Raw genomic sequence first — 15,859 nt, 5'->3', positions numbered from 1 at the left:
TAGTCATTTTATTCTTTTTCTTTGAGAGCATTTTTTACAGCCAATGATATGTCATCAAGCTCATTTAGTTTTATCATCCGCTCTTTAAGTAAATTGTGAAGATTTGCAGCACAATGAGAAATAGCAATTAGTCCTAAACAAGCACTTGTTCCTTTCAGTTTATGTAATTCATGTTCTAAATGAGTTCTGTCTTCACATTTAACCAGCTTTTCTAATAATAATAATACATTGGGTAATGTATGTAAGTACTCTATTGTTAACTCATCCTCGTCCTCCTCATTTACCTTTTTTGTAGAGATAGAATTATCAACTATAAAAAGTCTAATTGTCTCTATCAACTGATTTTTAGTGAATGGTTTGGCTATAGTTTTATTAAATGGACTTTTTTGATGGGGTTCTGTATCAAGAATATCGGCACTTAATAGTAATAGTGGGATACTTTTATTAAATTCTCGAATCGCTTTTGCAGCCGTGAATCCATCCATAATAGGCATTTGTTGATCTAAAATGACTAAATCATAATGTGATTTTTCTACTAACTGAATGGCTTGCTGACCATTTTGAGCAAAATCGACAGCAATTTCTGTATCTTTTAGGTAGATATCAATTAACTCTCTAATATCCTCTACATCATCAACAATTAGTACATGGTAATTTTTCCAGTCTGGTGTCGTGTGCTCAATCTTTTTCTCATTTTTAGAAAACTCAGTTAAATTTTTTATGATTTTGCTTTCAGGGAGCGTGACTGAAAAACATGATCCGACTCCTAGCTCGCTTTGCATATGGAGTTTGATAAACATTGCATCAGCTAATTGTTTACTGATGAATAATCCTAAACCTGTACCACCAAAATCTCGACTGGTACTTGAGTCGGCTTGCGTAAAAGCCTCGAATAACGTCGATGCTTGCTGATCTGAAATACCAATTCCTTTATCAATAACAGCTATACATAACTCATCTGCATTCGTTATATTTGCTACCAGTTTTACCGTACCTTTAGGTGTGAATTTTACAGCATTGCTAATAAAGTTTAGCAGTATTTGTTTAAGTCTGAATGGGTCTGTTATTATATGTTCAATATCAGCAATGTCGATATTCAGTTCTGTAGTTAAGTTTTTCGTTCTTGCTAAAAATTTCATAGAATCACTGAGGCTATTCAATAAAGGAATAATGGCAACAGTTTGTTCTGCAATAGTCATTTTCCCTTCATCAATTTTAGCCGCATCCAGAATGTCATTGATAACATTTTGGAGATGTAAAGTATTTTGTTCTATTTTGCAAAGAGCATTATGTACCTCACCTTGAGTGTTGGGTAAAATTTGTTCAGTAAAGCCCTTGATAATAGTAATTGGTGTACGGATTTCATGACTCATATTAGCTAAAAAGCGTGCTTTTACTGCTGCTAGCTGGTTAGCTTTATCGCGTTCTTGTTCTAATTCTTTTGTTCGTTTTTCAACTCTTTCTTCTAATGCTTCATTAAGAAGTTTGACTTCATTCATTGTTGATATAATTGCATGATGAGCACCTGCGACTCTTCGTTGCATGTTGACGAAGCTGTGAGCTAAGGTATCGATTTCGAGTGCTGATTGTGTAAAGTTTAAATTTTTCTTTGTGGTGCTTTTACCATCCCACTGCTGAGTATAATCAACTAATAGTTCTAATGCTTGTGTATAGTGTTTCACAAAGCGCTTTGAAAATTGAACAGATATTTCCAATATTAAAGTAATCAGCAATAATGAAAGTAAATAATAAATTGAAAAGTCTAAAGTTAACTCATCAGTGTCAATAAAAAAATATAGCTTCCAATCTGTTGCACCAACTTGATTACTAATGATAAGATGATGTGCATCTTGGCTAAAAATGATTGGTTCAAGTGGGTTAAATAGACTTTTTTCAAGAAAAGCCTTTTGCATCGGTTCACTGTGTTTTGGGCGAATCCATATACTTCCTACATCTCCGCTGATATTATTTCCCCAAACTTTTTTACCTGAATTATCAATGAGGATTCGGTGAGATATACTATCATTAGGTAAGTTAAATACTTCTAATAGTGAATCTAATTTTATGGCTAATTGTAAAACACCGTTGAACTGATTGTTATCAATAATTGGTGTGCTGACTGCGAATAGTTGGTCCTCTCCTAAGGACCTTCCAGTAAAAGTATCGCTAATATAAGTCGACATTGTTTTCTTTACTTCGTAAAAATAAGCTCTGTCAGCAACGCTCGCCTTGGCAATCCTATCATCGTTAATATCTTTTTTGTAAAATTTATTTACAGTTCCGTTTGTATCGGTGATAAGTGCTGAAATAAATTCTGGCGATTGACTTACAAGTTGCATTAAAATACGTTTAGTTACTTCTATGTCCGTTAGCTTTGCAATGGTTTCAATCTTGTTAGAATAGTTTTTTAATTTTTCTTCTATATTTTTATTGAGTTCGTTAACTTCATTTTGATAATAAGCCATTTGCTTTACTAGATGTAAATTAGTTACTCCATTTAGTCCAAGTGTGATTAATAATGTTGCAGGGATCGCTGTATATAATCCCACTCTATATGATAGTTGGTGCTGTAATGACTGTTTTCTTAATTGCTCATTATTGACATATAAGGAAAGTAGTAAGTTTGTAGCTTTAATGGTCCAAATAAATAATGCAGTTGATAATGATGTAAATGTTAGTAAAGATATTTGATTATCTGTAATAGCTTCTGGTAATAAAAATTTGTTGGCTATAAAGACTATTGCAACGTAAGCTATGGATATTTTAATGATGCTGCTATTTTTTTGATTTATATAGAATCCAAATAGTATTACCTGAACAATAGTAAGAATGATTGCTATATCTGACGGTAGTGGGTACGTTACAAAAGCAAAGCATACTAGAGCCCATAGTGGACCTAAACGGGCTAATATAACCAAGATGGCAACATTACCAACATTTAAAGGGACTGCTATAGGAATAGCTACTACAGATAAATTTGCTAACAAGCCAACAGTAATGCAGTAAAGTAAAAACAATAATCGGTGTCTTTTAATTGATTTGTTATATGTTTTAATCATCGCTAACATGATTAGACTCCGGTAAGCTTATGACAAATTTAGTCCCCTTCAAACCTGTATGAACTAGGGCAATACATCCATTGTGTTGTTCTATTATGGCTCTTGAAATCGATAGGCCTAATCCAGTACCTTGCCCGATTTCTTTTGTTGTAAAAAACGGTTCAAATATATGGGGGATGTCAGTATCGTCAATGCCACAGCCATTGTCCTCGATTTCGATATTTATCCAGTTATTAAACTTGTTGATGCTAATCTCAATTAAACCATGTTGGTGTTTAATGGAGTGATGAGCATTATTTATTAAGTTCAATATAACTTGACTCAGTTGAGTTGCGTTACCTTGAGTGAATGCATGATGCAAATCATGATTTATTTTTATTCTTGCATGTTTTTTAACTTGAGTATTTGCTATCCTTACTGTATCTGTAATAAGCTCTAAAATGTTTATTGTTGATATTGTATTTTCATCTGGATGTGAGAAGTTTCGTAGGTTTTTAATGATGTCTCTTGCTCGTCTTGCACCTGCTAAACTTTCGTTGATAAGTTCGCTGCTGTCTTTTAATATGAAGTCTAAGTTATGTTTATTATAAAGTTTTATTGCATTAGGGTGGGAGTTACATACTTCCATTAAAAAAGTGTTTATATCTTTTAAATACAATTCAAAAGTATTTAAGTTACTGTAAATAAATCCTAATGGGTTATTTAGTTCGTGGGCAACACCCGCTGCAAGTTGTCCTATTGCAGCAAGTTTTCCCTGTCTTGCCATGCTTTGCTCGATGCGTTTTTGTTGCGCAAATAAAGTATCACGCTCAGCGGCAATATGCCGATATTCCATCAGTGTAAGCGTACTCGCGATAAAACTGCTGTAGTTTGACATCACAGATTTAGCTTCGGCATCAAAGCCATTGACTTCATTTATCACTAACACGATGGCATAGCAGCGACTGGCGATCTTCACTGGTTGTATTAATGCAGAGGCAGCATTCGGTAATAATCCTTTTAATGACGCTGGCCACTTTGGTGTTAAATTGAGGTTAAAAAATACTGTTGATTGACTAAATATACTCTGCTCAGGTTTGCTATTAACTGTATCATCTAATTGAAAGTGTCGTCCTATGAGCATTTCATCGGTACTTGATACGATATAAAAACTATCATTTTCATGGTTGCAGGTGATTAACAATTGCACAACGGGTTTTAACTCCTGTGCAATTAATTCAAATAATGAACGAAAGGGCGTTGATTGTTCTTTGTTATTGGTAAATGCTTTCAGGGTTTTTAGCATTAGGTTATTGAGCTTTTTAAACTCTAAAAGCTTTTGATTTTCTACTTTTAATTGCATCAGCAATTCGTGTTGCTGTTCATTTTTACTCATTAGGGTGTCCAAATATGATTGCTGAGATCATCAGATTGCCATGACGATTCACACCGTCGGCAAATCGACCTTGTTCACCGAAGGTGAACCCACCAATAAAGGGGACGTTTCCTAATGCGTTTTCAACACCTTGTCTCACTTGACTCGTTTCATTTTTTATCGCGAGCATGCAACCAGCACAAAAAATCACAATTGCGGCTAACGGTTTACTATCGTATAGATCGTGCAATTGTTGGGTCGCAAAGTGGGTTACCGTTTGCGCGCGTTGGATCAAGAGTGTTTGATTACCATGCATAAATGTCAGTTGCTCCCCTTGGTATACTTCTGAGAACAATTCCATCGTGCCATCCCCATAAATGAAAGCTGGGTGACTGAGTAATGTCATTTGCTCATCATTATCTAAAATAACCCGCCCGAGGGGATTAAAGGTGCTCTGCGCCAGCACTGGACCATTTGCCAGTGTGGGTAATGCCATCATGGTTCGCCATTGATTATAAACACTGGCCGCCGGTTGGTGATTTAATGTGTGTAATTTTCTGCCGCTTGCGGACGTCACAATAGCGGTATGACGGGTTGTTTCATAACCACTGCTAAAAAAATAATTAATCGGTGTTGACGGAAAAAGTACCGCAATAATAAAACCTGTCGTGATAGTTTGTTGACCATCGAACATACACCAGTGGCCAGAAACATCATTATCAGCAGCCGTGCCACCAAATACGGGGACATTGTTGCCAACCAATTGCCGTATTCCTGCAAGTAAACCTTCTTCTAGACCTGGCGATTGGCTACACCAAATAAACGCTGGTAATTCACCGGGTCTGTTTGCGGCGTTTAATGCGAGGGTAAGCGCCTGTTGGCTGTCTTCGATAATGCTATCGATTGAGCTTTGCTTACTTGCAACGCCATAACTTCCTTGTGGATCATAAAATTGCAAAATAGCTAAATGATTTTGGTTGTCTTCAGCAGCGATATCGGAAAATGCTGCAATACAGGAGCTTGTCACTACCCAAGAGGTTGCCAACTGAGTTATTTCAGTTGCCTGTGACAGGTGAACAATGGCGTCTATATTACCGAATGCGATCGCTAAGTTAGCGGGTTCATCCTGTTTAATTGAACGAATGTGTTGCTGCAACATACAAGGATCTGTCGCATTTAAAAAGTGTCGCAGGATTTTCATTCCATGACTCCTTAATGTTTTTCGCCCTCAGTGGTCTCTATTTCCACCAGCAATTGCTCCTTATGTTTTAGCTGATATTTCGATAATTTTTCAAGGGAAGCAGGAGTGAGCACATGGCCTTCTGGTAAGAGAAGGATGTGTTTAAGGTTGTACAGATTTTGCTTTAATTTCATTCCTGCCTTGAGTGCACTGACTTCCAGTCCTCTTCGGGCTCTATTGGCTATGTCTGCATCTTCAGAAGCAACTAAGATAGATAATGCGTTGACTATCGTAGGGTCGTAATAACTCCCTTGATGGAGCTGTATAGCGTCAAATGCATCAATCATACTCATTTTGTTGCCATCGTATCTGCCCTCTACATGTAGCCAAAAATCTCTCGCCACTGCCAATATTCGAGAACCTAGCGGGATATCGTTTCCTGCTTTTTGTGCTGGTTCTCCTCCACCATTGTAACGTTCTAATTGATTGGCAATGATGAGCGACATTTCGCTTAAATGCTGCGCTGGTAATAAAATTTCTTCGGCATGTAGGGGGTGCTCATTAAATAGTCGACGTTCACGATTATAGAGATCGGTATAAGCGGTTTCTGCGATCTTGGTGGGTAGCGCTATTTTGCCTATTTCTGAAAATAGCCCAGCTTTTGTGACGGTATTGACCAGCTCAGAGGGTAATTTCAAGGCTTTTGCGAGATATTCACAGGTGGCACTGATTTTACGGGCCAGTTCACCACTGAGTGGGGGATAACTTACGATGATGTTGTAAAGTACTTCTAAGGTGGCGGCTTCATCCTTTTGCCTTTCACCTGCTAGGTGTTTAAATTTTAAAAGTGTTTGTTTAAGTTGCTCCGTTCGTTTTAGGACAGTTTCCTCGAGGGAACTATTGAGTTCCTTTAACTGCTTATTTTGTGTGGCGACTTTGGCAGTAAGTTGCTTGTTTTGACGAATTAAGTGGCAGAGCGCTAATCCTTCGTCTACCACGGTCAACAACTCTTGATTATCCCAAGGCTTTTGAACGTATCGATGGATCTTTCCAAGATTGATTGCCGAGACAGTGGAGGCAAGGTCGGCATAGCCTGTCATTAAAATGCGGTAGGCATCGGGTTGTAAAATAGCGGCTTTTGCCAGAAATTCTGCACCCGTCATATTCGGCATTCGCATATCGGTGATGATCACATTTACTCTATGCTCTAGCATCAGCTCTAAGGCTTTACTACCGCTATCAGCTAACAAGATCTGCAGATCCTTACCGATAAAGAGTCGCTGTAGCGACTTTAGAATACTGGCTTCATCGTCTACACATAGAATCAATGGCAGAGTGCTTTCAGATGGTGTTGGCATAAAGTCACCTATCGCATTTGTCCTATTTGTCTTATAGATTAAAATTATGCTATAAGTGTTAACTAAGCAAGAATAATCATGAGTACGAGAGCATGAAAACGCTCAAGCCAAGCGATATCGCCCAATATTGCGATGTTCATCAACGCACTGTTAGCCGCTGGATTGCTAAAGGTCAATTAAAGGGGCACAAGTTACCGGGGCGGGGTAATTATCGAGTCTTGGTAGAAGACTTTATTAGTTTCTTACATCAACAAAACATGCCCATGCCAGAGGCATTTTTAGCCTCAAATAATAATGAGTTAACGGTTGATAAAAAGTCTATCCTTATTATTGATGATGAGTTATCAATGAGAAATGCACTTAGGCGGGCATTGCAATCGACGCCTTTTACGATTTTAACGGCACAGGATGGCTTTCAAGCTGGGGTTAAAGTTATTGCTGAAAAACCAGATTTAATCCTTCTTGACTTGTCTTTGCCTGGATTGGATGGTTTTGAGGTAATCCAGTTTATTCGGCAACGACCGGATTTAGCAAAGCTTAAAATTTTAGTGTTATCAGGGCTTTCATCAATTGAGCTAGCGGAGTCAATCAGATTAGGAGCCGATGACGCAATAGCAAAGCCTTTTGATAATCATGATCTATTGGACAGAGTAAATATGCTATTAAGCTAGAGGCCATAATGGATAAATCTTTACTGTTAGTCGATGACGATGTTGGCATTTTAAAGGCTTTAACACGCTTGTTAACTCGTTCAGGCTATTCAGTAAAGACAGCCCAAAGTGGCGAGGAAGCGCTAACCCTATTACTCAATTATGACTGCAAAGTGGTGTTGACCGATTTTAGAATGCCCTATATGGACGGTGGTCAGCTACTTTCTAAAATCAAACGGTTATATCCTGATATAGTGTCGCTGGTGATCAGTGGTTATTCTGATTTTGAGTCGGTTAAATCATTGCTCAATGCGGGAAGCGCATATCGCTTTTTACAAAAACCTTGGGAGGATGATGAACTACTTGGTGAAATCGCCAATGCATTTACCCACTACGCTAAGCACTTGTTTCAACACCAATCTCAAAAAATGCTGCTGGCAAGTCCCGATGCCTTAATCGAAATATCCCATCCTAATCACATTGTGCAAGCCAATATCACGGCCAGAAAACTGTTAGGTTCATCAATGATCGAAGGTCGTTCATTAGATGAGTTTTTGGTTGAAACGGACAGGCAAAGGCTGCAGGAGCAGGCATTGGCTGTTGGCCAAAGTATGTCGATAAGGCTAATAAATCATACTGAATTAGAAGTGAGTTGTCGTTTAGCTGGCCCGTATGGCCTCGTTTTGTGTTTAAATCCCGTGACCGATGGAGAGTTGCTAAACACTGCAGTTGAACTTCCATCTCTATTAAATTATCAACAACTTATCTCTGTTATTGAACAATATCTCGACTCCAACTGTTCTGCAGTGCTTGTTGTCATCAAGATCAGAAGTTTTGAACTTTGGAGTCGAATGATTGGCTATTCGGAAGCACAGCGAACCATTGAAGACATCGCATTGCAGCTACTCAACTCCATGGGCGCGCGAGGGGAGCTTGCGTTACTAGCAAATGAACAATTTGTACTTTGTCTGCCGGATGTTGCATCAGAAATAGATGCTTTACAGAAGGCGGCATCAATCATTGATCCTGTGACAGGCAAAGCCAACCTGATGTCATCTAAGCTGGATTATGCGGTCAGCTATTGCCTTATTCCCGAAGATGGTGATGAGCCTCGTACGGTGTTGAATAATTTATTACTGGGTAATTTGATGATGGCTGAAGACCCAGTGCGAATGTTCATGCGTTATGATCAGCAAGCGATTGAACGGAAAAAACACCAAATCTCTTTAAATCAGGCGTTATTTCATGCGGTGCAACAACGTCAATTGTTCCTCAATTTTCAGCCAAAATTTGATTTTGCCAAATATACTTTGTCTGGGTGCGAAGCCTTGATACGTTGGCAGCATCCTGAATTTGGCATGGTTTCACCGGCGTTATTTATCCCTTTAGCTGAGCAACATGGTCAAATGGTCGACATTGGCTATTGGGTGCTTAAAACGGCTTTTATCACCGCCGCGAAATGGCGTAGTCAAGGCATCCATTTTGGCAAAATGGCCATTAACATCTCTGGCAGACAACTAATGGAGCCCGATTTTATCCACTGGATAAAACACCATATTCAGCTTACGGGTGTTGAGCCAACCGATTTGGAATTTGAGTTAACAGAAACATTTTTGCTAAATAATCTTGATGATTGTGCTATTACCCTTAAAACATTTGCAGAATTAGGCATCAGCATTGCGATAGATGATTTTGGCACAGGTTACTCTTCTTTGAGTTATCTGAATAAACTGCCTATCAATGTGCTAAAAATTGACCGTTCACTCGTGCTCGATATTGAGAGTAACTTGAATACAGAAAGTTTAGTCGCGAATGTGGTTAGGTTGGCACATGATCTGAATATGAAAGTGGTTGTCGAGGGTATTGAAACATTGGATCAACTCAATATTGTCAAAGTCTTAGGTTGTGATGTCGTTCAAGGATACTGCATCTCAAAACCGCAATCTGAAGAGGAGTATTTAGCGCTATTGACTTCTTTTGAAAGTCTTTCAGCAACAATGGGTTAGGGGCGATTTATGTTTAATGTACTCTTTGTTGATGATGACAGTTTTATGCTCAGAGCACTCCTGCGGCTTGCTAAAAGACTCCGACCTGAATGGCAGTTTTGGACTGAGGAAGATGGTTTAAACTGGGCCAAATCCATTCCTCACAACGTAAACATAGATCTTATTGTCTGTGATTATTTAATGCCTGACATCAATGGCGATAGTGTGCTTATTGAGGCGTCAAAGCATTTTCCTTTAGCAATCAGGGCGCTGCTTACGGGTGACACCACGGAGGAGGTAGTATGCAAGGCGGGTAAAGCAGCCCATTTTGTGTTAAGTAAACCATTCAACGAGCAGGATATAGTGCAACTTTTAACCTGTATTGAACGAATTCATAAATTGCCATTCACTCATGAAGTGAGAGCGATGTTAGGTGCAAGTGCTTTGCTTTTGCCGTTGCCCGATATTGTGCAACGTGTCCGTAAGGTGCTGCAGGATGAACAGTCAGAACCTACAGATATTGTTGATCTTATTGCTCATGAGCCCTTAATTACCGCTAAACTACTACAACTGGCAAACTCTGCTTTTCTGGGCTTTAGCCGAGCAACCCTTTCAATTGAAGAAGCGATCATACGCTTAGGGGTAGACTTAATCAGCGCGATTATTAGTTCTATCGCCATTGAGCAGTCGGCTACCTCTATTATCGATAAGTCCGCACAACTTAGAATTAACGAATATGCTTATCAGCTAGCTCTCAACGCTCAAAAAATAGCTAACACGCTGAGTTTACAAAAGAGTAAGCAAGAAGAGTTATTTATTGCAGCATTGATGTCGGTCATCGGGGAATTGATCGTGTCATCACGCATTTGGCAAGATTTGTTTGCGGCTCAATTTGCTGATTGGCCTACAAGAAAACTCATTGTCGCGATATCGGCCTATCTTTTGACATTGTGGGGATATAGCGAATTCTTATGCGATATTATTTTATCCAGTGTTGAGCCTGAGGTCAGTTATACGGATCATAACCTTGCTCTATTACTGTGCTTGGCTAACTACGCCACTAAATATCGCGGTAGTATCCCTGAGGAAATTTTGAATAAATTGCCTGATGAGCAAATAAGGCAAAAATTAGCCCATCTCTAATTCAACGAGTTTGGGGAGTGACAATATCTCCTCATTCACCAACACTATTGAGTGCCACTATTAATTCGACAATTGCTAGTTGGATTGGACAGTTTTTCACTTCAAAGTGTCTTTATATCCATAATTTTAATCAAAATATTACTATTTTTGCTCTTGGATTTGTGTTGCAAAATGAAATTGTCGATGGCTTAAGGTGATTTGTGTAACAGCAGTTCATTTTTTTACTGCTATTGTTATCACCGATAGCTCATTTTTCTGCATGAAAAAAGCGTGTAAGGTTTAATTTCCTATTGCTTATCTTTCCCAACTAAAGGATGTTTTATGGTCGAAAAAATCACTGGGATGCTAGCACTGATCGGCGTGCTATCGTTGTTTTGTCAATGGCTTGGTTGGAAGTTGAGATTGCCGGCAATTCTACCGCTATTAGTCTGTGGTTTGCTGTTAGGCCCTGTATTTGGAATATTAAATCCTGATGCCATATTTGGGGACTTGCTATTTCCCATTATTTCACTAGGTGTTGCAGTTATTTTATTTGAGGGAGCATTAACGCTCAATTTTAAAGAAATAAAAGATCATGGGCGAATGGTGACTCACTTAGTGAGTATCGGCATGCTGATCACATGGGGATGTATCAGTACTGCTACTTATTATCTGTTGGATTTTAGTTGGGAAGTCGCGCTGTTATTCGGGGCATTGGTGGTAGTGACTGGCCCGACTGTGATTGTGCCTATGCTGCGGAGCATTCGACCTAAGTCACAACTGGCGAGTATTTTACGCTGGGAAGGCATAGTGATTGACCCTATTGGCGCACTGTTGGCGGTATTAGTTTTTGAATATATAACTGTCTCAGGTAATCAAACTAGCCACGTGTTGTACGCGTTAGGGTCGATGTTAACGATGGGATTAGGCTTGGGGGCGGCAGCGGGTTATTTGGTTGGCCAAGTGATCAGGCATAATTTGCTCCCCCATTATTTACGTAATACCGCAGTATTAACCCTTATGCTGGGGATCTTCGTCGGCTCAAACCTGCTACAGGAAGAATCGGGATTACTCACGGTCACTGTGATGGGGATTTGGCTGGCGAATATGCGCGGGGTTGATATTGCTGAAATCCTTGAGTTTAAAGAAACTCTCACAGTACTGTTGATTTCCGCATTATTTATCCTACTGGCGGCAAGACTCGACTCCAATGCCATGATGGATTTAGGTTGGGGCGGCGTAGGTGTACTCGCTGTGACCATGCTGATCGCACGGCCGCTCAGTATTTGGGCGTCAGGTATCGGGACGTCACTATCAAAGGCGGATAAATGGTTCCTATGTTGGATTGCCCCGCGGGGCATTGTGGCTGCGGCCGTGTCCTCGTTATTTGCCATAAAGTTAGAAGCGAGTAATGTACAGGGCGCTGATGCGATTGTGCCGTTGGTGTTTTTAATTATCATCGGCACAGTGGTGATCCAAAGTTTAACCGCGGGTCGCTGGGCGAAACACCTTGGCGTCACATCTGGGGCGGCCCAAGGTTTGTTAATTTTCGGCGCCTCTAAGTTTTCCCGTGAGTTGGCAAAAATCTTAAGGGCGAAGGATGTGAAAGTGCTGCTGGCCGATAGTAACTGGGACAACATTCGCCTCGCTCGGATGGATAACATACCTGTCTATTTTGGTAATCCGGCCTCGGAACATGCTGAAACCTATATGGATTTAACCGGTATTGGCCGCGTGCTCATCATGTCCCCCTACAAACAATTAAATCCGTTAGTGACCTTTTATTTTCAAGACGTATTAGGCTCGAAGAAGGTGTTTGGCCTTAACAATGCTGAGCAGGGCAGTGCGCGCCATCAACTGTCAGAGTCTTATAAACAGCGGTTATGTTTATTTGGTGACGCAGTTTCCTATGCCAAAATTGCTAGCCAAATGGCAAAAGGCGCGCAGCTTAAAGTCACTAACTTAACTGAAAACTTCACCTTTGAGCATTTCCGTAAGCGTTATGGTGAAACCGCGTTGCCTTTAGTGTATCTGACTAAAGAAGGTAAAGTTGTCATCGTTTCGGGCAATGAAACCCAATTCCCTAATGGCATCGAGTTAATCAGTTTATTGCCAGTTGAAGCGCTTGAAGAAGCAAAGATTCAACAGATGATTGCCGAGCAAGAGGCGATTGCTGCACAGACCAAGGCGGCAGAAGAAGCAACGCTTGCGAAAGCCAAAGCGGAGGAGAAAGCAGAGGTTGAACGCCAAAGGCTCGATCAACAAGCGCAAATGAAGGCGAAACAATCGCAATCAGAGCATGAACCACAAGACGCTATCGACAGGTCGGATGAAACGCTAGCGAAGGGATAGTGGAGTAGGAATAGTGGAGCAGGGCAAAGAATAGCTAAGGATAAGTTCTTAAAGATGGGACTCGTAGATAAAAAGAGGCACTACATAGGTAGTGCCTCTTTTATTATTTGGATGGGCTTAGCTAGTACAGCTTCGCTATTAAGCGGCGCGTTCCTGTGAAGTGGTAGAAACGACTTCAGGGCGCAGTTCTGCAGGGTCGAAGTCGTCCACATTGATAGACTTCATGCGGCCGATTTCGGCTCTTTCCAACAGTTGTACTTCGCTGTCGCTCAATACGCCTAAGGCTTTACCTTCAGCAGCGACTTTATCTAACCACATGAAAGGTAAACGTTTGCCACTAGCCTTACAGACCTTGTCGAATAAAGGTTCGGCGGCCAGAATATCCTTCAGCGTTTGCTCTTGGATACCCACAGCATTGTGCTCAGAGTTAGTCCAGAACTGACCTTTACCTAAACGATCACGACTTTCACAGGGCGTTTGCATAATCTTGGCGACTTTGTGATCTAACACATCGCTTGGACGTTTTAGTGGACGGCCGAAAGGGAACATGATGGTGCGTAATACGCCGCCCAGACCCATTGGGAAGTTATCCAGTAAATCGTCTAACGAAGCTTGTAACTTATACAGAGCATCTTCAACAGCCCATTGTACCAGTGGTAGATCGTCGGTTTGACGGCCTTCATCTTGATAGCGTTTTAAGGTCGCAGAGGCGAGGTATAACTGGCTTAATAGATCGCCTAAACGGGCTGAAATACGCTCTTTACGTTTTAAGTTACCGCCTAAAGTTGCCATCGCTAAGTCTGACAGCAAGGCAAGGTTAGCACTGAAACGGTTCATATGTTGATAATAACGCTTGGTTTTATCTGAGTAAGGCGCGTTAGAGAAACGGCTTGATGTCAGACCTAACCAGAAGCTACGCACAAAGTTACTGGTCGCAAAACCAATGTGGCCGAAGATGGCCGCATCGAAGTTTGCTAAGCCTTGGCCAGACTGCGTATCAAATGCTGACTCCATTTCGGGCAACACATAAGGATGACAACGGATAGCGCCTTGACCATAGATAATCATCGAGCGAGTCAGAATGTTTGCGCCTTCAACGGTAATCGCAATTGGCGCCGCTTGGTAGCCACGACCTAAGTAGTTGTTAGGGCCTAAGCACACACCTTTACCACCATGAATATCCATGGCGTCGATAACGCATTTCTGCATACGATCGGTCAGGTGATATTTCACGATAGCGGAGATGACAGAAGGTTTTTCTCCTAAGTCGATACCCGTGGTGGTTAATGAGGTCACTGCATCCATTAGGTAGGCGTTACCACCGATGCGTGCCATTGGCTCTTCAATCCCTTCTAACTTACCAATTGGTAGTTTGAATTGACGACGAATACGCGCATAAGCACCCGTTGCCAAAGCTGCGGTTTTCACGCCACCGGCAGAGTTTGATGGCAGAGTAATACCACGACCTACAGACAAACATTCAACCAGCATGCGCCAGCCTTGGCCTGCCATTTTCGGGCCGCCGATGATAAAGCTTAAAGGTACGAATACGTCTTTACCGCGGGTTGGACCGTTTTGGAACATACAGTTCAGCGGGAAGTGGCGACGACCGGTTTCAACACCTTCTACATCCGTTGGGATCAGCGCACAGGTAATCCCCAGCTCTTCTTTATCACCTAATAAATGATCAGGGTCGCGCAATTTAAACGCCAGACCCAATACAGTCGCAACAGGGGCGAGGGTGATGTAACGCTTGTTCCACGTTAATTTCATCCCCAGAACTTCTTCACCTTCCCATTGGCCTTTACACACGATACCAAAGTCAGGGATAGAACCCGCATCGCTACCGGCCTCAGGACTGGTGAGGGCGAAACAGGGAACTTCTAAACCTTTGGCTAAACGGGGTAAATAATAATTTTGTTGCTCTGGTGTACCATAGTGTTGCAGCAGCTCACCAGGGCCTAAAGAGTTAGGAACGCCAACAGTCGAGGCTAATTCACTGCTTAAACCCGCCAGCTTTTGCAGCACGCGGGACTGGGCGTAGGCAGAATACTCTAAACCGCCGTACTTTTTCTTAATGATCATCGCGAAGAAGCCATGATCTTTCAAATATTGCCAAACTTCAGCAGGCAAATCAGCCAGTTGGTGTGACACTTGGTGTTGATTCACCATGCGGCACACTTCTTCAACGGGACCATCTAAGAAGGCTTGTTCATCGGCACTTAAGCGAGCGACTGGGTAGTTGTGCAGTTTTTTCCAGTTTGGGTTCCCCGCAAACAGATCCGCTTCCCACCAAGTAGTACCTGCTTCAATCGCTTCTTTTTCGGTAGAAGACATTTCGGGCATGATGCCACGGTATACCTTCATCAGAGGGCGACTGATTACATTTTGTCTAAAAGCACTAATATTGAGCGGCAGCGCGATCACAAGGAAGATAATCCAAGAGATAGGGCCGACAACATCGAGTGTCCATCCGGCTGTCATCACAACAGCGGGTGCAATAGTGGCAGTGAGCAAAGATACCCGAAGGTAAGCTAGGGCTCCTAGCACTAATATCATGGCGATGAGCCAAAGTAGGGTAGTCACTGTATTTCTCCTTAATCATGACCGAGTGCCAATCACAGGTCATAACGAGTTTTGTTGATTGCGATCACAATTATAGTTTGTGGTCAGACCTGTGTCGCATAGAAAGTTAAACCTAAGGCCGTTTTAATACAAGTATTTTTCAAACAATTGTTTAAATTTTTTGTCACCTTTAGTCATTCCACAAATTTCATCAAATAGTTACAATGCCAAACC

9 protein-coding genes are annotated in these 15,859 nt (G+C 41.2%); 4 read left to right on the top strand and 5 right to left on the bottom strand.

Translation table 11 applies throughout. From position 1 onward, the window contains the following. Nucleotides 1–8 precede the first annotated feature (8 nt). Genes SO_RS11710 through nosR form a run of 4 tightly spaced genes read right to left on the bottom strand, consistent with a single transcriptional unit; the run spans nucleotide 9 to nucleotide 6,951 of the window. Nucleotides 9–3,068 (bottom strand): ATP-binding protein, encoded by a 3,060-nt coding sequence (locus SO_RS11710; RefSeq protein ID WP_011072501.1) that lies wholly within the window; start codon nucleotides 3,066–3,068, stop codon nucleotides 9–11. After that, complete coding sequence (locus SO_RS11705; RefSeq protein ID WP_011072500.1) at nucleotides 3,052–4,434, bottom strand: sensor histidine kinase; 1,383 nt, start codon at nucleotides 4,432–4,434, stop codon at nucleotides 3,052–3,054. The genes SO_RS11710 and SO_RS11705 overlap by 17 nt, the downstream gene beginning before the upstream one ends. After that, nucleotides 4,427–5,614 carry an FIST signal transduction protein gene (locus SO_RS11700; protein WP_011072499.1) on the bottom strand — a complete coding sequence of 396 codons (1,188 nt, stop codon included), beginning with the start codon at nucleotides 5,612–5,614 and terminating at the stop codon, nucleotides 4,427–4,429. The genes SO_RS11705 and SO_RS11700 overlap by 8 nt, the downstream gene beginning before the upstream one ends. Before the next feature lie 11 nt (nucleotides 5,615–5,625). After that, nucleotides 5,626–6,951: a response regulator c-di-GMP phosphodiesterase, NosR family gene (nosR, locus tag SO_RS11695; RefSeq protein WP_011072498.1), complete on the bottom strand. Its 1,326-nt coding sequence runs from the start codon at nucleotides 6,949–6,951 to the stop codon at nucleotides 5,626–5,628. Between the two features lie 92 nt (nucleotides 6,952–7,043). Between nosR and SO_RS11690 the strand changes: the two genes are divergently transcribed. From SO_RS11690 to SO_RS11675, 4 genes are all read left to right on the top strand, one after another. Then, on the top strand, nucleotides 7,044–7,622 hold the full coding sequence (locus SO_RS11690) for a response regulator (RefSeq protein WP_011072497.1): 579 nt from the start codon (nucleotides 7,044–7,046) through the stop codon (nucleotides 7,620–7,622). A gap of 8 nt (nucleotides 7,623–7,630) precedes the next feature. After that, entirely contained in the window at nucleotides 7,631–9,607 is a 1,977-nt protein-coding gene (locus tag SO_RS11685; protein WP_011072496.1) for an EAL domain-containing protein, read from the top strand. Between the two features lie 9 nt (nucleotides 9,608–9,616). Next, nucleotides 9,617–10,729 (top strand): HDOD domain-containing protein, encoded by a 1,113-nt coding sequence (locus SO_RS11680; RefSeq protein ID WP_011072495.1) that lies wholly within the window; start codon nucleotides 9,617–9,619, stop codon nucleotides 10,727–10,729. 321 nt (nucleotides 10,730–11,050) lie between these two features. Further along, nucleotides 11,051–13,060 (top strand): cation:proton antiporter, encoded by a 2,010-nt coding sequence (locus SO_RS11675; protein WP_011072494.1) that lies wholly within the window; start codon nucleotides 11,051–11,053, stop codon nucleotides 13,058–13,060. 138 nt (nucleotides 13,061–13,198) lie between these two features. Here the strand turns inward: SO_RS11675 and fadE are convergent, their stop codons facing one another. After that, complete coding sequence (fadE, locus tag SO_RS11670; RefSeq protein ID WP_011072493.1) at nucleotides 13,199–15,646, bottom strand: acyl-CoA dehydrogenase FadE; 2,448 nt, start codon at nucleotides 15,644–15,646, stop codon at nucleotides 13,199–13,201. Nucleotides 15,647–15,859: the final 213 nt, after the last annotated feature.

This window comes from Shewanella oneidensis MR-1 (assembly GCF_000146165.2).
GTDB lineage: Bacteria > Pseudomonadota > Gammaproteobacteria > Enterobacterales > Shewanellaceae > Shewanella > Shewanella oneidensis.
This window is presented reverse-complemented; position numbering and strand designations above follow the sequence as displayed.

Coding starts and splice junctions, on each gene's coding strand:
- SO_RS11710 (WP_011072501.1), bottom strand. CDS start 3,068: ATGTTAGCGATGATTAAAACATATAACAAATCAATTAAAAGACACCGA.
- SO_RS11705 (WP_011072500.1), bottom strand. CDS start 4,434: ATGAGTAAAAATGAACAGCAACACGAATTGCTGATGCAATTAAAAGTA.
- SO_RS11700 (WP_011072499.1), bottom strand. CDS start 5,614: ATGAAAATCCTGCGACACTTTTTAAATGCGACAGATCCTTGTATGTTG.
- nosR (WP_011072498.1), bottom strand. CDS start 6,951: ATGCCAACACCATCTGAAAGCACTCTGCCATTGATTCTATGTGTAGAC.
- SO_RS11690 (WP_011072497.1), top strand. CDS start 7,044: ATGAAAACGCTCAAGCCAAGCGATATCGCCCAATATTGCGATGTTCAT.
- SO_RS11685 (WP_011072496.1), top strand. CDS start 7,631: ATGGATAAATCTTTACTGTTAGTCGATGACGATGTTGGCATTTTAAAG.
- SO_RS11680 (WP_011072495.1), top strand. CDS start 9,617: ATGTTTAATGTACTCTTTGTTGATGATGACAGTTTTATGCTCAGAGCA.
- SO_RS11675 (WP_011072494.1), top strand. CDS start 11,051: ATGGTCGAAAAAATCACTGGGATGCTAGCACTGATCGGCGTGCTATCG.